16 protein-coding genes, 1 pseudogene and 1 other annotated feature are annotated in these 19,728 nt (G+C 35.1%); of the genes and pseudogenes, 13 read left to right on the forward strand and 4 right to left on the reverse strand.

The window, feature by feature from the left end:
- The first annotated feature begins 66 nt into the window (after window positions 1-66).
- A complete protein-coding gene (locus ACSKY2_RS01415; RefSeq protein WP_489877840.1) occupies window positions 67-2,283 on the forward strand; it encodes an alpha-galactosidase in 2,217 nt (738 codons plus the stop codon).
- Between the two features lie 90 nt (window positions 2,284-2,373).
- Window positions 2,374-3,327 carry a Dyp-type peroxidase gene (locus tag ACSKY2_RS01420; protein ID WP_489877841.1) on the forward strand — a complete coding sequence of 318 codons (954 nt, stop codon included), beginning with the start codon at window positions 2,374-2,376 and terminating at the stop codon, window positions 3,325-3,327.
- A 74-nt stretch (window positions 3,328-3,401) separates the two neighbouring features.
- Here the strand turns inward: ACSKY2_RS01420 and ACSKY2_RS01425 are convergent, their stop codons facing one another.
- Window positions 3,402-4,058 (reverse strand): DUF3862 domain-containing protein, encoded by a 657-nt coding sequence (locus ACSKY2_RS01425; protein WP_489877842.1) that lies wholly within the window; start codon window positions 4,056-4,058, stop codon window positions 3,402-3,404.
- A gap of 199 nt (window positions 4,059-4,257) precedes the next feature.
- On the opposite strand from ACSKY2_RS01425, the gene ACSKY2_RS01430 reads away from it, so the two are divergent.
- The 4 genes from ACSKY2_RS01430 (at window position 4,258) to ACSKY2_RS01445 (ending at window position 9,382) form a co-directional block, all read left to right on the forward strand.
- A complete protein-coding gene (locus tag ACSKY2_RS01430) occupies window positions 4,258-5,337 on the forward strand; it encodes a YdcF family protein (protein WP_489877843.1) in 1,080 nt (359 codons plus the stop codon).
- Between the two features lie 60 nt (window positions 5,338-5,397).
- Complete coding sequence (locus ACSKY2_RS01435; RefSeq protein ID WP_489877844.1) at window positions 5,398-6,363, forward strand: D-2-hydroxyacid dehydrogenase; 966 nt, start codon at window positions 5,398-5,400, stop codon at window positions 6,361-6,363.
- Between the two features lie 218 nt (window positions 6,364-6,581).
- On the forward strand, window positions 6,582-8,264 hold the full coding sequence (dld, locus tag ACSKY2_RS01440; protein WP_489877845.1) for a D-lactate dehydrogenase: 1,683 nt from the start codon (window positions 6,582-6,584) through the stop codon (window positions 8,262-8,264).
- 272 nt (window positions 8,265-8,536) lie between these two features.
- Window positions 8,537-9,382 (forward strand): metallophosphoesterase family protein, encoded by an 846-nt coding sequence (locus ACSKY2_RS01445; protein WP_489877846.1) that lies wholly within the window; start codon window positions 8,537-8,539, stop codon window positions 9,380-9,382.
- A gap of 54 nt (window positions 9,383-9,436) precedes the next feature.
- Here the strand turns inward: ACSKY2_RS01445 and ACSKY2_RS01450 are convergent, their stop codons facing one another.
- Window positions 9,437-9,862, reverse strand: a complete 426-nt coding sequence (locus ACSKY2_RS01450) for an Hsp20/alpha crystallin family protein (RefSeq protein WP_489877847.1) — start codon at window positions 9,860-9,862, stop codon at window positions 9,437-9,439.
- 192 nt (window positions 9,863-10,054) lie between these two features.
- Here ACSKY2_RS01450 and ACSKY2_RS01455 point away from each other — a divergent pair, with 192 nt between their 5' ends.
- Window positions 10,055-11,389 carry a threonine/serine exporter family protein gene (locus ACSKY2_RS01455; protein WP_489877848.1) on the forward strand — a complete coding sequence of 445 codons (1,335 nt, stop codon included), beginning with the start codon at window positions 10,055-10,057 and terminating at the stop codon, window positions 11,387-11,389.
- Window positions 11,390-11,628: 239 nt separating this feature from the next.
- Here ACSKY2_RS01455 and ACSKY2_RS01460 read toward each other — a convergent pair whose 3' ends face one another.
- Window positions 11,629-12,405 carry a 2-keto-4-pentenoate hydratase gene (locus tag ACSKY2_RS01460; RefSeq protein WP_489877849.1) on the reverse strand — a complete coding sequence of 259 codons (777 nt, stop codon included), beginning with the start codon at window positions 12,403-12,405 and terminating at the stop codon, window positions 11,629-11,631.
- Between the two features lie 219 nt (window positions 12,406-12,624).
- Between ACSKY2_RS01460 and ACSKY2_RS01465 the strand changes: the two genes are divergently transcribed.
- The 4 genes and pseudogenes from ACSKY2_RS01465 (at window position 12,625) to ACSKY2_RS01480 (ending at window position 16,216) form a co-directional block, all read left to right on the forward strand.
- Complete coding sequence (locus ACSKY2_RS01465; protein WP_491737199.1) at window positions 12,625-13,317, forward strand: phosphatase PAP2 family protein; 693 nt, start codon at window positions 12,625-12,627, stop codon at window positions 13,315-13,317.
- A 304-nt stretch (window positions 13,318-13,621) separates the two neighbouring features.
- A pseudogene (locus ACSKY2_RS01470) lies at window positions 13,622-14,099 on the forward strand (NUDIX hydrolase); the annotation flags it as partial.
- Between the two features lie 208 nt (window positions 14,100-14,307).
- Window positions 14,308-14,982, forward strand: coding sequence for a 2,3-bisphosphoglycerate-dependent phosphoglycerate mutase (locus tag ACSKY2_RS01475; protein WP_489877851.1), 675 nt, complete (start codon window positions 14,308-14,310; stop codon window positions 14,980-14,982).
- Between the two features lie 76 nt (window positions 14,983-15,058).
- Window positions 15,059-15,313: a binding site (T-box leader), on the forward strand.
- Window positions 15,314-15,397: 84 nt separating this feature from the next.
- On the forward strand, window positions 15,398-16,216 hold the full coding sequence (locus tag ACSKY2_RS01480) for a MetQ/NlpA family ABC transporter substrate-binding protein (protein ID WP_489877852.1): 819 nt from the start codon (window positions 15,398-15,400) through the stop codon (window positions 16,214-16,216).
- A gap of 72 nt (window positions 16,217-16,288) precedes the next feature.
- Here ACSKY2_RS01480 and ACSKY2_RS01485 read toward each other — a convergent pair whose 3' ends face one another.
- Window positions 16,289-17,221, reverse strand: coding sequence for a sugar-binding transcriptional regulator (locus ACSKY2_RS01485; protein WP_489877853.1), 933 nt, complete (start codon window positions 17,219-17,221; stop codon window positions 16,289-16,291).
- A 293-nt stretch (window positions 17,222-17,514) separates the two neighbouring features.
- Between ACSKY2_RS01485 and ACSKY2_RS01490 the strand changes: the two genes are divergently transcribed.
- Both ACSKY2_RS01490 and ACSKY2_RS01495 read left to right on the forward strand, forming a co-directional pair.
- On the forward strand, window positions 17,515-18,669 hold the full coding sequence (locus tag ACSKY2_RS01490; protein ID WP_489877854.1) for an NAD(P)-dependent malic enzyme: 1,155 nt from the start codon (window positions 17,515-17,517) through the stop codon (window positions 18,667-18,669).
- A gap of 66 nt (window positions 18,670-18,735) precedes the next feature.
- On the forward strand, window positions 18,736-19,722 hold the full coding sequence (locus tag ACSKY2_RS01495; protein WP_489839667.1) for an AEC family transporter: 987 nt from the start codon (window positions 18,736-18,738) through the stop codon (window positions 19,720-19,722).
- Window positions 19,723-19,728 lie beyond the last annotated feature (6 nt).

Below are 19,728 nucleotides of genomic sequence, written 5' to 3' on the forward strand. Positions count from 1 at the left end.
TATTAGTGTGGTAACTATTTTGAGAACGTTACAATACAGGATTTCGAACATCTTATGGAGGAACATATGGCAAAAGCAGTCATTACATTCGATAAGGCACAACAAACATTTCACCTGAGAAATGGTGAAATTTCATATTTAATGGCCATCGAAGAGGGAAATATTCTGAGTCATTTATATTTTGGAAAGCATGTCAGTGGTTATCATGGGTTACGTCACTATCCAAGATACGAACGTGGTCTGTCACCTAATTTAGCTGGCATTCCTGGTGAGGTAGACCGTCACTATTCAAAAGACGTGTTACCACAAGAATATGCAGGTAATCAGACCGGTGATTTTCGTTGCCCAGCTATCGTTATTAAGGCAAAAAACGGGGCTTTAGCAACTGATTTTCGTTATGAATCATATGAAATTTTTGCTGGTAAGCCTGAGTTATCAGGTTTACCACAATCATACGTTAAGGAAGCAGACGAAGCACAAACTTTAGCAATTACATTAAAAGATACAACATTAGCTGCCTCAGTCATCTTATACTATACAATTTATGCTGATCGGGCAGTGATTACTCGTTCAACTAAAATTGTCAATAATAGTGATGTTGATTTTCAGATTGAAAAAATTGCATCATTAGAATTGGATGTTCCAAAACAAAATATGGCAGTGATTTCATTTCCAGGCTCACAATTTCATGAACGACAAGTCGAACGTGAATCGCTAAGACAGGGTATTACGGAATTTAGTAGTAGACGTGGCGCTAGTTCTCATCAAATGAATCCATTTGTTGTTATGGTTGACCCAGCAACTACCGAGCAAACGGGTGAAGCAGTGGGTGTGCAATTAGTTTATTCAGGTAATCATCAATTTACATTTGAAAAAGATTATATTGATCAAGTCCGTTTGGTGACGGGAATCAACGAAGATGGTTTTAGTTGGCAGTTGAATCCGACAGAGAGTTTTCAATCACCAGAAGCAATTATGGTATATTCTGATGAAGGTCTAAACGGTATGTCACAAACTTTCCATCACTTACTCCGTGAACGTGTGGCACGTGGTAATCATCAATTTAAGGATCGTCCAATTGTGATTAACAATTGGGAAGCGACTTATTTTGACTTTAATGCGGAGAAAATTGAAGCCATTTTGAATGAGGCTGCACCATTAGGGATTGAAATGTTTGTACTTGATGATGGTTGGTTTGGTGATCGTGATGATGACAAGCGTGCATTAGGTGATTGGTATGAATATACAAGTAAATTAGCGAGTGGTGGTGGTTTGCGTGGCTTAGCAGAGAAGGTACATGCAAAAAACATGCAGTTTGGTTTATGGTTTGAACCAGAAATGATTTCTGAAGATTCTGATTTATATCGTGCCCATCCTGATTATGCCATTCAAATTCCTAATCGGCCAAAGTCGCTTTCACGCGATCAATATATTCTTGATTTCTCACGTTCGGAAGTTGTTGATAATATTTATGAGCAGATGACAGCTATTTTAGATCGTGTGCCAATTGATTATATTAAATGGGACATGAATCGTCATATGACAGAGGTTTATTCAGCTGTGTTGTCAGCCGAACAACAAGGAGAAGTAGCACATCGTTATATCTTAGGTGTTTATGACTTAGTTGATCGTCTAACCAAGCGTTATCCGGATATCTTATTTGAAGGTTGTTCTAGTGGTGGTGGCCGCTTTGATGCAGGAATGTTGTATTACTTCCCACAAACATGGACATCAGATAGTACTGATGCTGCTGAAAGAATTAAAATTCAATATGGGACGACTTTTGGTTACCCTGTTTCAAGTATGACAGCGCATGTGGCAGCGGTTCCTAATCCACAAACACAACGTTGGACGAGTTTAAAGACCAGAGGAGATGTTGCAAGTTCGGGTGTCTTTGGTTATGAACTTGACGTGCAACAGCTGTCGGATAAAGAAAAAACACTTGTTAAAGAGCAAGTAGCTTTTTATAAAAAATACCGTCATCTGATTCAATACGGTGATTTCTATCGTCTAAAAGATCCATTTACGACTAATGAAGCTGCGTGGGAGTTTATTAGTCCAGATAGTTCTGATGTATTGGTCTATCACTTTAGATTACTAGCATCTGCACAACAACCGTTTACAGTGACAAAACCGGTTCATTTGATACCAGATGGTGTCTATATTGATCAAGTCACTGGAGAAAAATGCTTTGGTGATGAGTTAATGCAATTAGGATTTTATGATGATCCAGCCCAAGCGGGTGATTTTGTCTCACAAGTGCACGTTTATTCTTTGGAATAGTAAATAAAATTTTTTCACGGGACTTTTTTAAAAAAGTAATTAGATGTATCATTAGTTTGTATATATAATATTTTAAGAGGTAAGGTTAACATGTTAAACGCACGATTAGCACAAGATGTTTGGAAAGATCCTGGAAAAAATGTTTCATTTATTGTACTAGCATTGAATCATCAGAATTTAAATGATGAGCGAGAAGGTATTGCTGAATTTGCGGATAAATCGCAAGCTATTATTAGATCAATGCGTATTCGTAATCCGGAATCTGGCTTACAAGTTGCGATTGGATTTAGTAACTATGCTTGGAATTATTTATTTCCAAATGCAAATAAACCCAAGGAATTAGAGACGTATCAAACATTGCATGGCCCAGAATACACGATGCCCGCTAGCGATGGCGATATTTTCTTGCATATTCGTGCAAGTGAAGAAGCAGTTGTTTACGAGATCGTCCGTCAATTTATGAAATTGTTATCACCAATAACGAGTGTCATTGATGAGACAAAAGGATTCCGCTATTTAGAGGGGCGTGCCATCATTGGTTTTATTGATGGTACTGAAGCACCAGCGATTGAAGATGCGGCCGATTATGCCATTATTGGTGATGAAGATCCAAATTTTGAAAATGGTTCGTATGCCTTTGCTCAAAAGTGGCAGCATGATATGGCATTCTGGGAAAATCTAACGGTTGAACATCAAGAAAAAGCAGTCGGTCGTCATAAATTTGATGATATGGAATTAGATGATGATGATAAACTAGCAAATGCTCACAATGTTGCTTCAAAGATTGAAATAGATGGTGAAGAACAGAAAATCATTCGTATGAATGTGCCCTTCTCTGACCCAGCTTTAGATTATACAGGCACATATTTTATTGGTTATTCACGCCATTGGCGAGTAACAAAGCTCATGTTAGAACAGATGTTAGAAAAATCAGATTTTCTACTAAAGTTCTCAACTATTTTAAGTGGACAATTGTTTTTCATTCCATCACGAGAGACACTCGCAGATATAGCTGATGGTGTTTTCTTTGATGAAACAGATTGATAACTTAATACTTTCAGAGACAAAAAAGGTTTGATACAGGCACAAATAATTTTGCTTGCTCAAACCTTTTTATGTTATCGTAATTTATCTTGTTCCTTATCAGTAGCAGTTTGTTGTTCAGAAAAATCAACAGATACAGTACCATTTGCACCACCATTTGTATTATGCCAAACAGCATTCGTTTGTATAGCGCCATTAACACGGGCTAAAGTCAATATTGCTGGCTTACCATATTTACTGGTTAAGCTTTTTAAAGAATCACCTTCATGAGTGGGATCGTCACTCTTATCTAAGGCAATGGCATTGTATGCTGATAGTGTCCATTTCTTCGCTAGGTTAATGGTCTTTGTATCTAAGATTGTTTTTGAAGTTAATCTGGCACGATTGGTATTATTATTCGCGCTCATGAAAGTTAAGGTAACACCGGTATAATCACCAGACACATTCTTCCATGAGACAACAGTTAAGATGTGGCCATTTGCTTTTGATTTTGACTTTTTATCTGGTCGACCATAGGTGGCAACAACTTTTTCATAAGAAGTGCCGTTTTTACCAGCTTTATTAAAATCGCCGAGTGTTAATTGATCAAATGATTTTTTGGACCATTTATGAGCAGCTAATGATTGTTGATGATTAGATTGTGTTTGTGAATTTTGGTCATGTTGAGAAACAGTAACAATCAAGATAATAGCAATGATTCCCAATACAACAGTTATAATTTTCTTTTTCATTGATTTATATGTCTTTCTATAGATTGAATAATCTCAATTAAGAATAGCATAAAAAAACGTTAGTGTAACTGACTATATTCATTAATGTTGGATACAACTTGGTAGAGAATTATTCATTATGCATTATAGTGGTCAGTAACAGGTAGGTTTTGTATAATCTTAGTATGAGTAAATACCGTTAAAGGAGAGGTTATTTTAAATGTCTATTATGAAAGACACGAGTAATTTACCAATTATCATCTGTTTCGTTTTAACAGTTATTTGTATCACGATGTTGGTGATCAGCCTAAAGCAAAATAAATTCCGCTTATTAAACGGCGTCCTAGCAAATTTTTCAGTCCTATTAGGTGGCATAACATTAATGATGTTTATAGAATTGATAAACATACATTGGTTATCTTTGATTTTCTATACCATAATGATTATTGTTTCAATTCCATTAGCAATTTTGTATTCACTGTTGGGAATTTTACTATTATGGAATGCATTTACGGTTTGGCGTCGTGAAAGTCATACACTTGGTAATATGTTGACATTAGCTTTAGGTGTTTTAATTGTCGTTATCTTACCACTGTTACGAGCATTGGACAGTCGACTATTAAGTCATCAAGCAATTGGGTTATACATGGCATTCGTTGAGCCGGTTATTTTATATTTTGTTTTCTGGTTCTTAGCATTTATTACATCATTTATTATTACCCGTTTATATCGACCAAAGTATAACAAGGATTATATTATCGTTTTGGGAGCAGGCTTATTGAATGGTAAAGACGTTTCACCATTATTAGCCTCACGAATTCAAGTCGCATTAGATTTTGCTGTCAAGCAAAATGAGAAAACAGGTTACTATCCTTGGTTAATATTTTCTGGTGGTCAAGGTGGGGATGAGTTACTACCTGAAGGGGAAGCGATGGCGAGTTATGCAGAACAACACGGTGCACAAACGTCACATATATTAATCGAAAATAAATCAAAAAATACTTATGAAAATATGCTTTTCTCTAAAAAAATATTAGCAGATAAAGATATTAATTTCTTAAATGGTTTATTTGCCACGAGCGACTATCATACTTTCCGTGCAGCTGGTTATGCTCGTTTAGTTGGCTTAAATATTGACGGTTTGGGTGCTAAAACAAGTCGTTTCTTTATCCCAAACGCATTTATCAGAGAATATATTGCGCTATTGGCAAATCATAAATTATTTCATCTCATTTGTTTGTTTATCATTTTAGTGTTTGAAATTCTTAGTTTTATTGTTGGTAATGGTATATTTTTCTAAAATGTCACTATCAAGGTTATAATGTTATTGTAGGTATTTTAGATATATGGGGGAATCATAATGAAAATTATTGTTTTGGATGGGAAAGCTTTAAACCCAGGGGATCTGGATTGGCATATTCTTGATCAATTTGGTGAAGTTGTTGTTTATGATGAAACACCGTATGATGATCAAAAGGAAATTAGTGCACGTCTAGCAGATGCAGAAATTGTGTTAGTTAATAAGGTACCGATTACCAATTCAGTTATTGATGCATCACCAAAGCTTAAATTGATTGCAGAAACAGCAACTGGTTATGACAATATTGATGTGCAATATGCACAAACGAAAGGGATTACAGTTACTAATGTGCCAACTTATGGGACGGATGCAGTTGCACAGTTTACATTTGCATTGATATTGGCTGTTACTAGCCGTGTGAAGCAACATGACGATTTGGTTCATGCGGGCGAATGGCAAAAGGTAGGGCGTTTTTCGTTTTGGGATGCACCATTAATGGAATTGAAAAATAAAACGTTGGGTATTGTTGGTTTTGGTAAAATTGCACAAGCGGTTGCAAAAATTGCCTTGGCGTTTAATATGAATGTCATTTTTTATAATCATCGCCCACGGACAGTTTTTGATGATGCGATTCATCAAGTAGATTTAGAGACACTATATGCTGAAGCCGATATTATCAGCTTACATATACCGTATACACCAGAAATGTCAGCATTCATTAATGCTGATACGATTGCAAAGATGAAGAAAACAGCAATATTGATCAATACAGCAAGAGGAAAATTGATCAATGAGCATGACCTAACGATGGCTTTAAACCATGATCAAATTGCTTATGCGGCTCTGGATGTTGCTTCACAAGAACCAATCAATGCTGATAATCCATTGTTAACAGCAAAACATTGCTATTTAACCCCACATATTGCATGGGCACCTTTGGAAACGCGACAACGCTTGTTAGATATTGTCGTTGAAAATATCCAGGGATATCTCGCAAATGATTTGGTCAATGTCATTAAAATATAAAATAAAAAATGTGCTATGTGAATAACATTGCACATTTTTTTATTGGCCAAATAACTAAAAAACAGGGAATTTAAGATAATAATGATAATTTTATTGACCTAAATTGTGAAAAATAGTACGATTATAGGTTACTAAAATTCACAAAATCTTCGTTTTTAGGGCAAAAAAGTGGTATATTAAAGTATAGACTGTACAAAAATAGGAGGTAGGTTAATTTTATGTCTACGGTAAAAGATTTAACGGCCATTGTTGGTAGTCACCATATTGTGACTAACGCAGCCAAATCATTACGCTATCGTAAAGGATACCGTTCAGGTTATGGAGAGGCTTTGGCAGTAGTTATGCCAGGAACTCTTGTTGAAATGTGGCAGGTTTTGAAAGTGTTGCATAGAGATAATATTATTATCATCATGCAGGCTTCAAATACCAGTTTGACAGAGGGATCTACACCGACTGAAGGATATGATCGTGATGCAGTTATTGTCAAGGGTAGTCGTATTAAAGACTTACAATTAATTAACCAAGGTAAGCAAGTGATTGCTTTCCCAGGTACGACATTATTTAATTTGGAAAAGTCATTAAAGCCATTGAACCGAGAGCCACACTCAGTGATTGGCTCATCAACGTTGGGTGCTTCAGTTATTGGTGGTATCAATAATAATTCAGGTGGTGCATTGATTCAACGTGGGCCTGCATACACAGAATTGTCATTGTACGCTCGAATTGATGAAAACAATGAATTACACTTGGTAAATCATTTAGGTATTGATCTTGGTGATTCACCAGAAGAAATTTTGGATAATTTAACAAATCGTCGTTTTGATTTGAATAATGTGCCCAATTCAGACGAACGTGTTGGTCATAATCGTGATTATGAGAAGCGTGTTCGTGATGTTGATTCTGATATGCCAACGCGTTATAATGCTGATCCTAAAGAATTGTATGAAGCATCGGGTGCAGCTGGTAAAGTTGCCACATTTGCTGTCCGCTTAGATACGTATCCTTCAGAGGGTGAATCACAAGTGTTCTATATTGGAACGAATTCACCTGCTGTCTTAGAGAAAATGCGTCGTCACATCCTAGCAGAATTTAAGAACTTACCTGTTTCAGGTGAATACATGCACAAGGATGCCTATGAGTTAGCTAAGTTATACGGTAAGGACTCATTAATGGTCATTGATAAGTTAGGTACAAGTATGTTACCAACTTTATTTGGTTTAAAAGCAACTGCTGAACGTATGTTGGGACATGTACCAACGTTCAAGCCTTATTTCCCAGATCGTTTCTTGCAAAAAGCAGGACACTTGTTCCCAAACCAATTACCAAAGCGTATGGAAGACTATGCTAAACGTTTCCAACACTATCTACAATTAAAGATGGCTGGTGACGGTATCGCAGAGGCGCGTGCTTACCTGACTGAATTCTTTAAAGAAGAAGAAGGTGAGTTCTTTGAAGCAAATGCTGATGAGACAAATAAAGCATCATTGCATCGTTATGTTACTGCTTCAGTTGTTATTCGTTACCAAGAATTAATGCAAGATAAAATTGATATTTTGCCAATTGATGTTGCTTTGCGTCGTAATGATGATAACTGGTTTGAAACATTGCCAAAGGAAATTGACGATAAAATTCAATACAAAGTTTATTATGGTCACTTCTTAGATCACGTTATGCATCAGGATTACATCTTAAAGCCAGGTGTTGATGCTCATGAGTTGAAACAAGAAATGCTAAAGATTTTTGACGAACGTGGCGCAATTTATCCAGCTGAGCATAACGTTGGCCACTTATATGAAGCTGCACCAGCATTGGTCAAGCATTATAAGAAGAACGACCCAACAAATAGTTTCAACCCTGGAATTGGTAAAACTTCTATGAAGAAGTGGTGGGGAGAATATTAATAATCATCAGAGTATTAGATTCTAAATTAATTCGGTTGATTTAAAACCAAGCAATAACTGTTCAGAGTAAGTGTTCAGTTATTGCTTTTTTTACATCATGTTACTAAATAAATGGCTAATCTTTAAATAATGACAGGATAACTTCAAATAACGGTACAATCATAACCATTTGAAGTTATCATTAATATGGGGTTGTAGTTGTTTCATGAGTGGTTGAGGAGAAACTTCAAGGGAATCATGAAATTTTTAAGAAAAATGATGGGGGAAGTTAGATGAAAAAAAGGATTGCTTTGTTATCTGATATACATGGAAATGTCACCGCACTGAAAGCAGTCATTGCAGATTTAGCGACACAAGAAATTAATGATTGTTGGTTTTTAGGTGATTTGGTCATGCCAGGGCCAGCAACTAATGAACTATTTGCACTATTGGAGAAAATAAAAGTATCTGTTTATATTAGAGGTAATTGGGATGACTGCTTTTTAGATGTTCAGAATCAGACAGTTGGTAATCATTATGATGATCCGTCAGATGTTTATATTGGTATGCTAGGCCAGTATGTCATTGATCATCTTGATGGTGAGTATCAAAAGGCATTGCAGCATTTTCCAATCCATCAAATAAAATCGGTCAATGGGCTATCAATTAACATTTCACATAATTTAAATGATTTAAATTCGGGTCCTGCATTGTTAGCGGATGCAGCGACCACACATTTTGATCAATTATTTTTAAGTGATGATGTTGATATGGCTATTTATGGTCATGTGCATCATCAAATGTTACGTTACAGTAGTCGAGATCAATTAATTATTAATCCAGGTTCAGTAGGGCAACCATTTTTTAAACATCGTCAGTTAAATCGTGATCGACGGGCACAATATGCCATACTTGAGATTGATGATGCTGGCTTGGCGCAAGTTGATTTCAGAAAAGTCGCTTATAACTTATCAGAAGAATTGGCAATTGCTAAGGCAGCAGGATTACCGTATGTCAATTTATATCAGGAAATTTTGTTTGATGGTGTTGCTCATACACACGATGATGCGTTGTTAGCTGGGATTAATGCACAATATGATTATGTACAACAACTGAAAAAATTAAATCAACGACAATAAAACAGAAAGGGACTGACCGATATTAATGGCCAGTCCTTTTGCTTTTAATTGGTATTAATCAATAGTGATTTGTTGATTGTTGATTGATTCTGATTTTGGTAATGTAATCTTTAAGACACCATCAGTCAGCTTTGCATTAACTTTACTGATATCAACACCAGGTAAATAATAACGACGTTGAATCCGACCTTCAGCACGTTCATGGGTCAAAACATTTCCTTCAGAATCTTTGTCAGTTTTAGAAGTGTGTTGTGTAGCAGACACCGTTAACGTATCACCTTGGTAGTCCAAATTAATATCTTCTTTATTAACTCCAGGCACGTCAACTGATACTTCATAGTGATCATTTAAATCTACAACGTCACTCTTTAAGTGCTGACTGTCAGCATTAAATGCTGGCATCAAATGGTTAAAATCATTAAAGAAATGATCCCAATCATGAAACATACCATTAAAACGATTTGATAACTCGTTTGCCATAATAACTTCCTCCTAAACTAATTATTTTTTGTCAGGATTCTAATTTATCCTTCACCATTATTGTAGAAGCTTCATTTATAAAATGCAATGGGTGAAAATACAATTATTTAAGGATAAGCAGTAAAACAATTAATTGTTTTACCTATGTTACAATAAAAAGTAATGAAAAGTTGAACAAAGAAGGTTTTGGAAATGGCAGAAAAAAATGATGGTTTATCAACGAACCATATGTTAATTCCATGGGATGAACTTGCAATTAAAGAATCTAATACTTTAGTTGTCAATGCATCCCTTAAAGAAAAAACAATTATTGTTGGTCGTGTAGGATTAATTATGTTATCTTGTGGTACTGGTGCTTGGCGTGTTCGTGAGGCGATGAATACAATGGCACGTATTTTAAAAGTTTATTGTTCTGCAGATATTGGATTAATTTCCATTTCGTATACTTGCTTTGACGAGACTAGTAGTTATACAGAATCATTATCTTTAAAGTCGACAGGTGTTAATACAGATAAACTAACAAATATGCAACAATTTGTGACAATGTTTACAAATGAGGGTGCTTTTTTAAAGGTAAAAGATGTCCATCGTTTATTAGATCGTATTAATGGTAAAAGAGGCAATTATACGCCAATATTACTTGGCTTAGCTGCAGCTCTTGCGTGCAGTTCTTTCGTGTTTTTACTTGGTGGCGGACCAGTAGAAATGTTTTGTTCATTCTTTGGTGCAGGATTAGGAAATTACACGCGTGCGAAAATGAATGGCAAACATTTGACTATTTTTGCAGGTTTAGCAACAGGTGTGGCAGTTGCTTGTTTAACATATCTTGTCTTGTCACGAAGTTTAGAATTAATTTTCAATATTAATGTGGCACATGAGGCAGGGTATATTGGTGCGATGTTATTTGCTATTCCAGGATTTCCATTTATTACAAGCGGTCTTGATATTGCTAAGTCAGATATGCGGTCTGGTATTGAACGACTTGTTCACGCAGTTTCCATCATTTTGATTGCAACTTTGGTTGGCTGGCTAGTTGCTTTGGCTAGTGATTTGAAACCAGATAGCTTTTTGCCATTAGGGTTAAGTCCTTGGTTACTATGTTTATTGAGGATTCCTGCTAGTTTTTGTGGTGTTTTTGGTTTTTCGATTATGTTTAATAGTCCGGTTAAGATGGCAGCAACAGCAGGATTTATTGGTGCAATTGCGAATACATTACGGTTAGAATTAGTTGATCTAACATCCTTACCAGCTGCAGCAGCAGCTTTTATTGGTGCTTTGACGGCTGGAATACTGGCATCTTTGTTTCATAAACGAATGGGATACCCACGTATTTCACTAACGGTGCCAGCCATTGTGATTATGGTACCAGGTCTATACATGTATCGGACAATGTATTATTTAGGTGTTGGCAACATTTCAACAGGTGCAGATTGGTTTATTGCAGCACTCTTGATTGTGCTATTTCTACCACTAGGATTAATTGTTGCGCGTATTATTATGGATCCGGACTGGCGTCATGTTGAGTAATACTGCTAAATAGAATAATATGAAAAGGGACTGAGACATCAGTCGTTATGATCAGCTGAAAAAGGCGCTAATCTATCAATTTTGATTGGTAGATTAGCGCCTTTAAACGTGTTCCAAAAGACTGAAGCCTTACTGTAACAACAATTAGGTGCTTCCGGTTCTGCGAACCCAAATCACCTAATCATTGTTACAATCAGCTTCAAAACGTCTTTTGTCACACTCTCTTTTCATATATGATTTTATTTTACATCAATGAAAACATCTCCTAAATCGTGGTCAAATGAAGCACGCCATTTACCAGCCGTTAGATGTTCAGGTAGTAAGAAAGTACCACTAGAAACATGTTGACCTGCCTCTAACTTTGTGCCGTTTGTTTCTAATTTTTTTACTAACCATTGTAACGATAGTAAAGGATTGCCTAATACTTCGGTTGCAGCCCCGTCTTTCAAATAATTATCATCATGGTATAATTTTGTGGTTACTTGTGCCAACTCGTCAGGTGTTTTGAAATGTGTGGTCGTCTCAACTTGTTTGCCATAGACAATATAACCACCGACAGCAGCATCAGCAATGACAAGATATTTTGATAGGCTAGGGAACCAATCAGAAAAACGAGAGTCGGGAACCTCGATAGCGGGAGATACTAAAGTTTTTGCCATTAAGTCCTCTAATGAATCTGCAGAAGTTAATGGTTCTTTTGCAGTAAACATCAGTTCGACTTCAGCCAAAGGTGCTAATAATTGATCAGGCGATAATGTAGCTGGTGACTGTAAAAAATGACTGGTAATCTGCGCACCGTATAGTGGGGAATCAGAATCAAACATATCTTGTGTTTCTTTGCTTGTCAATGAGACTTTATATCCGCCAACTTTTTCATCTTTGAGTTCAGTTAAATAATGTTGAACAGCATATGCATCTTCTGAATTATCAAGAAATGAGGCATAAGATTCTTGTAATAATGGTTGTTTCGTTGTGTATGCCTGATGGAGTACTTCAGCAAATTCTTTGTTTGTCATGTTCATAATAATACCTTCGACTTTCATTTAAAAACAATGAGTGACAATCTCATTTAAATTTAATATTTCTTACCATTTATCATACGCTTAACCATTTCGTAAAGAAAGAAAAAATGTTATGATTTTGTCTCCTTTTTTTGAGACCCATTGCAATCAAGTAAGGTTTAAAGTATTATTTGCTTAATGTAATAAATAATCAATCATGAAAGGTTTGTTTTTATGTCTAAAATAATCAACTATAAAAGGGATTATTTATATTTTTCAATTATTGCTCTCGTTGTTTTCGGGCTAATATCGGTATTAATAGCGACAAATAATAGTTATTTGTTGACTGTCGATAATAAAGTGACAGCATTTTTTGAAAATGCCTTCGGGTATCCAATGATGGATTACCATCATGGTATTTTTAACGATGTGATGACATTTTTAGCGAGCTACGCCGATGCAAAACCATTAGTCGTCATAACTTTTTTTATAGCAATCATATTATTTATAAAAAATTATCGCTTGTTAGCATTCTGGCTTTTGGCAGTCGTTAGTACTGGTGGTATGCTAGGAATTGTTGTTAAATCTGCTATTCATCGCGCACGACCAGTACATCATCTGGCCATAGACAATGGTTTCTCTTTTCCAAGTGGTCATTCAGTTGCTAGTACTTTACTGCTATTATCGATTCTATTAGTATTAGTACCAATGATGAGAAATCAATGGTCACGAATTATTACACGCACGGTCATTATTTTAATCTGGATTAGCATTTTATTTTCACGTTTATACTTTAATGCACATCATTTAAGTGATTTAATTGGCGGTGTCGCACTGGGGATTTTTTGGGTATTTGTTGCGATGGCGATTTATGGTTTAACTGCAAAAATGTTTAAAGAACACTTATTTAAAAATAGTATTGTTTAAGTTAAATAGCAACGTCTTCGGAACGAAGAACGTTGCTATTTTTATTTTATTCAACAATGCCGAATGATGTGCGACGTCCTTGTCATTATTGATTAGTTTACTATTTATTGTAAAATTTTGATATGTAAATAATTTTACCGACTCGACGCTGAGAATTTGTATAAGAAGTATATTATAATGCATGCTGCGATAAACATTGTGATAGTGACAAAATAAACGGTTTATAAGGAGGGATAACGTAACATTTAAAAGAGGATGACTAGATTAGAATGATGTTAAAAGCAATGATAAAAAGGGGAAAAATATGACTAAAACGCATACGCATCGTGCATTTGGTGTTTATGGCATTGTCACGATTAATGATCAATTGGTTGTTATTAAGAAAAATGGGGGACCATATATTAATCGTTACGATTTGCCAGGTGGTAGTTTGGAAGATGGTGAATTATTAGAAGACGCAATTATTCGCGAAATTAGCGAAGAAACTGGGCTAAAAGCTGAAAAGTTAGTACAAATAAGAACGACTAGTTTTAAACACCCTTGGCAATATTTAAATGCTGAGATGAATCAACATATTGCAGTTTTTTATCAAATACAGGCGTATACCGGCAATTTATTGCAGGCGGTTCGTCAATTTAATGGTCAAGACTCATTAGGTTGATTTAATGGCTATAAACGATCAAAATTCATCACCCTTAGTGTTAAAGGCAAAAGAATATTTAAAGACAAATGAGTTTCGGGTTGCCGATTCTGTTTATCAAAGTTGGCATGTTCTAAATGATGAAGAACGTGTTTTTAAAAAAAAAGCAAACTATCTTTTCTATTTTGATAAATATAATGATTTACCAAAATTTTTAAAAACTATTTGTGACGTATTTAACAAAATGGCAATTCCGTTTATAATATTGCAATATAACCACGAAGTGTGAAGTAATAATATTTTGTATTATTTTTATAGCACAATGTGTATGATTGTTCAGGAGGTAAGGGATGGTTAAATTAATATTAATGCGTCATGGTGAAAGTACAGCAAACATGCAAAATACTTTTACGGGATGGACTGATGCACCGTTAACGACAAAAGGACGGTTACAAGCTAAAGATGCGGGACGACGATTAATAGATGAAGCAGTAGATATTGACGATGTTCATACATCATTTCTAAAAAGGACAATTATAACGGCGTATCTCATCTGTAATGAATTGCAAATAAATTGGATACCAATATATAAAACGTGGCGATTAAATGAACGGCATTATGGGGCATTAGCAGGGCTTAATAAAGATCAGGCACGTGAAAAATTTGGTAAAAAACAAGTTGAATTGTGGCGACGCGGTTTCATTGATACTCCGCCTAAATTAGTTGAATCCGATCATCAGTTAGTTTACGATCGGATTGGTGTGTCTATACCAAGAACAGAAAGTCTAAAGATGACTTTAGAAAGATTGATGCCGTATTGGGAAAATGATATTCTGCCTAAATTGCAGCAAGGAAGAAACCAGTTGGTTGTTGCACATGGCAGTAGTTTACGAGTTTTAGTAAAATATCTTGAAAAGATTGCAGATGATCAGTTAGATGCCATTAAAATACCGAATGCAACACCAATCATTTATACTTTTGATGAACATTTTCATATTGAAAATAAACAGATCTTAGATTACTAAGGAGTCGTGTTAGTTGACAATAAAATTAAATATTTCTAATAAACTTATTGACTTTTCATTTTAATCCAAATATACTTATTGCACAAGGAAGAGGTGAGTAATCAATCTTAGATTGTTCAGAGAGTTGTGTTTGGTGTAAAGCAACCAATTTTGTTGATGAATATGGCCTCGGAGTGTAAAAATAATGAGTTATTAAGAATTTTTAATGAATTATTTTCGGGTGCGCCCGTTATTGCGCTAGGGTATCATGAAATATTTATAGGTACTTAATGGAGTGTTCAAATTAATGGACAGAACTCGGGTGGTAACACGATAATCAATCGTCCCGTTGTATTACATTGTTGTAGTACAACGGGATTTTTAATGACATGTTAAATGATTAACTCGTTAATAAGATATTGGAGGCAAAATGTAAATGAAAAATAGTGTAAAATTTGGTGTGTTAGTTGGCGCAACTGTCTTAATTTCAACCATAGGTTTGTCCTTGCAAATAGCCAGTGCGGATACTAATAAAACAGTAACGGTCGGGGTTGTTGGTGATTCTTCTCGTGAACTATGGGAAAATATTGGTCAAAGAGCACAAAAAAAATATGGTATTAAAATTAAATTAAAAGAATTTAATGACTATGTGAAACCAAATCAAGCATTGGTTGATGGTAGCCTAGATTTAAATGCTTTTCAAACAAAAATCTTTTTTGATGATCAAAATAAAAAAATGGGCAGTAAACTAACCTCTATTGGTAAAACAGTGATTGTTCCCATGCGGTTATACTCGTTAAAAACGAAAAAAATTAGTGATTTTAAGAACGGCAGTACGATCGCAGTGCCTAATGATGCGACTAATGAAGCACGTGCACTAGATGTGTTAGTGCAAGCAAAGCTTATTAAATATAATAAAAAAGTCACTGATCCGACTGCAAAGGACATTACTTCAAATCCTAAACATCTGAAAATTAAAGAGGTAGATGCAGGACAAACGGTTTCTGCTTTACAAACCGCTGATGCTGCAGTCATCAATGGTAATTTTGCTCATGACGCGAATTTGAATGATAAGAACATATTATTAACACAAAATTTGAAAAAGAATGTCAGCCCTTATATTAACTTGATTGCTTCTCGAAAGAATGAAGCAAATAAGAAAATATACAAACAAATTGTAAAGGTATATCAGACAAAAGAGACCAAAACAGAAATTAAAAAATTATTTGGCAATTCAGAATACCCTGCATGGTAGTGAAAATAATCAGACAAAATCCCCCAAAAAAGTCATCCGCTTTTTGGGGGATTTTGTCTGATTATTTTAGAACTAACGATCGGTTAAAATACGATTAGCAACAGATTCTGTTGTGATTAAATCTGTTATGAAGCCACCACGTAAAGCACCTAGTGTTGCATTTGTCTTAAATTTACTTTTTACGATACAAATACGTCGGGGGGTTGCTAAGACACTATCTAAATCGACGCCAAATGTTTTATCAACCGACAAATTTAGAAAGCGACCATTAATATCATAAGGTCGTCCATACAACATGCCAGCAATGCTATCAACATCGACACCAGGGAAAATATCGTTAATGCCCTGATGCCAAGCTGGAATAGAATTAATTGATGCTAAAGTTCCCAATCCGGTGAAAATCATATCCATACGACTTGAAGCAGCAAAAGTTGAACGAACAGAAATTTCTTCTGTTAAGCCATGGCGAACAGCATCGTTAACAATATAAAGGGGACCAACCATTGTTAAATAATTTGCTGAAAATTTATGAGCAGCACGTTCAACCATCCTCATGGTACCAGCCGATGAGTTATATTTCATATTCTCGCCCATAAACTGCGTAAATGTAACATTTTCTAAGACTTTACTCTGAAATTTTGAGATAACTTGATATATTGTGCCGCCCCAGGCTGTACCAATAATGTCATTATTGTGAATCAGTGACTGGACATGTTGTGCCGCAAAATTAATCGTATCTTGAATTGTATCATTTGGATTATCAGAAGATCTGATGATATAAACATTTGGAATATTAAATTGTTTTTTAATTTCACGCTCAAGCTCGATATTACGAGTTGTAGGCGTTGTTATTTCAATTTTTACAATACCGCTATTTCGAGCATCATCTAAGGATTTGTTTACTAAATAGCGACTAATCCCATATTTTTTAGATATTTCAGCAAGACTTAATTGAGAGATATAAAAGTCTTGTGATATGTTTGCAAGAAAATCATTGTTAGTCATGTATTCACCTATTACACATTCATTTACAAATTTAATTCCATCATAGCATATTTTAAAAAAAGAAATACACTTAAAAAATTTAAAAAATATTTGGATAAATGAACTTGTAACCAGTACTATTTTCTCAGAAATTTTATAACATTTAAAAATATAGAGTTTATTTTAAAAAATATAAAATAAACTCTTTAATTTTTTAAAATAAAGCGCTACAATTACAAATGTTAACAAATGAAAGCGTGCACGTTTAAATAATTAAAATTAGAATCAAAAGTATTTGACAGGAGGTATAAATCTTGGTCGACAGGGAAAAAGTGCTAGCATTGCATGAAAATCATACTGGTGTTTTAGGCATTAACCCGGCATTTGACGTGACAAATCGAACTGAATTAAGTGAGGCATATACACCTGGTGTTGCTGATTTGGCAAAATTAATTCAAAAAGATGAAACTGAAAAAAATAAATACACGACAAGTGGCAAGTTGATTGCAATTATAACCGATGGTTCTGCTGTATTGGGATTAGGAAATGTTGGCCCCTCTGCTGGATTACCAATTATTGAGGGAAAAGCATTATTATACAAAGATTTTGCAAATGTTGATGCAATGCCATTAGCATTGAATCAAGTGCCTATTCCAGAATTTGTGGCAACGATTAAAAATATGTCTAAGTCATTTGCAGGTATTCATTTAGAAGATATTGCTGCGCCACGTGTATTTGAAATTGAAGAAAGATTAAACAAAGTTTTGGACATTCCGGTTTATCATGATGATCAAACTGGAACGGCTATCGTTGTATTAGCTGGTTTGATTAATGCTGCGAAATATGTTGGTAAGTCATTAAAGAATTTAAAAGTGGTTATTAATGGTGTTGGTGCTTCGGGAGTTGCAACAGCCAAGATTTTATTAGCTGCCGGTATTCAACATTTAACTTTGGTCGATATTCATGGTGTTATCCGGGATGATGACGCTAGGTATAACAGCTATCAGCGTGAATTGGCGCAACAAGTCATACAAGCACAAGGTAAGACATTAGATGATGTGATTGATGATCAAGATGTTTTCATTGGCTTGTCGGATGCTAATGTTTTGTCTGGAGAGATGGTTGAGCGAATGGCCAATCAACCGATTGTCTTTGCTTTAGCTAATCCGGTTCCTGAGATTGATCCAACTGAAGCAAATGCTGCTGGTGCAGCCGTTGTAGCAACCGGTTCATCGCAATGGCCGAACCAGGTTAATAATATTTTAGTATTTCCAGGTTTGTTTAAAGGATTACTTGCTAGTGGTTTAAAAAAGGTTGATATAAATCTGCAAGTAAAAATCGCTGAGGGATTAGCGCATATGATTAAAAAGCCGAATAAAGAAAACATCGTCCCTGGTGTGTTTGATACTGGTGTTGTGGAGACAGTATCTGAAGCAGTATTCAGTTATGTAGGTATATTAGATAATTAATTAAAAAGGAAAGTAAAGAACATTGAAACAAACATAAGGCAAAAATGATTTAGGAAGTGAATATAAATGGGTGTATTTTGGAATTCAATTCAATCTGTACTTGCCATTATCTTATTAATGGCAGTAGGGTATTGGGCACAAGGAAAAGGATATTTTTCAGAAGGATTTTCAAATTCATTATCAAAGTTGATTATGAAAATTGCATTGCCAGTTTCAATTTTTAATGCAATGCTAGAACGATTTAATCCGTCACAACTTTCAAAGCTAGCCGCTGGATTAATTTATGTTATTTTAGCCATTCTTATTGGTTACGCAGTCACATCATACGTGGTGAAATTAATGAAAGTACCACATGGTCGGCGCGGATTAATGATTCAAGCAATCAATGGTGCAAATACCGTGTTCATTGGTATGCCACTAAATACAGCATTGTTTGGTCAAACATCAATACCATATTTATTGGTTTACTACATTATTAATACGATTATTGTTTGGACTTTGGGTGTTTGGGTAATTGCTCAAGATGATCCAACAGTGGGTGCGAATGGGCAAAAGGTAAAGTTTGATTGGTCACACTTATTACCAGTACCATTGTATGGTTTTATTGCCGCACTACCATTTGTCTATATTGCACCATTAAAGCATGCTTATGAATCCATTTCATTTTTGAGTCAGACATTTGTACCTGATTTAGGTAACTTGGTTACACCATTATCTTTGATTTACATTGGTATTATGTTACGTAACTTTGGCTTAAGTAATATGAAATTTGATAGTCATGTTATTATGACGTTAGTTGGTCGTTTTATTTTATCACCAATTATTATGGTTGCCTTGATTTTAATTGGTTCACACCTATTTGGTATTCAATTAAATTCAATCTTCCAACAAACGTTGATTATTCAATCAGCAACACCAACTTTGGCTGTGTTACCAATTATGGCTAACGAGTATCATGGTGATGTAAAATTTGCAACGAATGTTGTTGCATCAGCTTCAGTATTGTTTATCATTGTTGTACCAGTCATTATGATGCTACAGACATTGTTATAGGATAAT

The organism is Weissella sp. ESL1156 (assembly GCF_058505625.1).

What these genes read in the sequence shown, in the direction of transcription:
- ACSKY2_RS01415 (WP_489877840.1), top strand. Translation starts at nt 67, where the DNA reads ATGGCAAAAGCAGTCATTACATTCGATAAGGCACAACAAACATTTCAC.
- ACSKY2_RS01420 (WP_489877841.1), top strand. Translation starts at nt 2,374, where the DNA reads ATGTTAAACGCACGATTAGCACAAGATGTTTGGAAAGATCCTGGAAAA.
- ACSKY2_RS01425 (WP_489877842.1), bottom strand. Translation starts at nt 4,058, where the DNA reads ATGAAAAAGAAAATTATAACTGTTGTATTGGGAATCATTGCTATTATC.
- ACSKY2_RS01430 (WP_489877843.1), top strand. Translation starts at nt 4,258, where the DNA reads ATGTCTATTATGAAAGACACGAGTAATTTACCAATTATCATCTGTTTC.
- ACSKY2_RS01435 (WP_489877844.1), top strand. Translation starts at nt 5,398, where the DNA reads ATGAAAATTATTGTTTTGGATGGGAAAGCTTTAAACCCAGGGGATCTG.
- dld (WP_489877845.1), top strand. Translation starts at nt 6,582, where the DNA reads ATGTCTACGGTAAAAGATTTAACGGCCATTGTTGGTAGTCACCATATT.
- ACSKY2_RS01445 (WP_489877846.1), top strand. Translation starts at nt 8,537, where the DNA reads ATGAAAAAAAGGATTGCTTTGTTATCTGATATACATGGAAATGTCACC.
- ACSKY2_RS01450 (WP_489877847.1), bottom strand. Translation starts at nt 9,862, where the DNA reads ATGGCAAACGAGTTATCAAATCGTTTTAATGGTATGTTTCATGATTGG.
- ACSKY2_RS01455 (WP_489877848.1), top strand. Translation starts at nt 10,055, where the DNA reads ATGGCAGAAAAAAATGATGGTTTATCAACGAACCATATGTTAATTCCA.
- ACSKY2_RS01460 (WP_489877849.1), bottom strand. Translation starts at nt 12,405, where the DNA reads ATGACAAACAAAGAATTTGCTGAAGTACTCCATCAGGCATACACAACG.
- ACSKY2_RS01465 (WP_491737199.1), top strand. Translation starts at nt 12,625, where the DNA reads ATGTCTAAAATAATCAACTATAAAAGGGATTATTTATATTTTTCAATT.
- ACSKY2_RS01475 (WP_489877851.1), top strand. Translation starts at nt 14,308, where the DNA reads ATGGTTAAATTAATATTAATGCGTCATGGTGAAAGTACAGCAAACATG.
- ACSKY2_RS01480 (WP_489877852.1), top strand. Translation starts at nt 15,398, where the DNA reads ATGAAAAATAGTGTAAAATTTGGTGTGTTAGTTGGCGCAACTGTCTTA.
- ACSKY2_RS01485 (WP_489877853.1), bottom strand. Translation starts at nt 17,221, where the DNA reads ATGACTAACAATGATTTTCTTGCAAACATATCACAAGACTTTTATATC.
- ACSKY2_RS01495 (WP_489839667.1), top strand. Translation starts at nt 18,736, where the DNA reads ATGGGTGTATTTTGGAATTCAATTCAATCTGTACTTGCCATTATCTTA.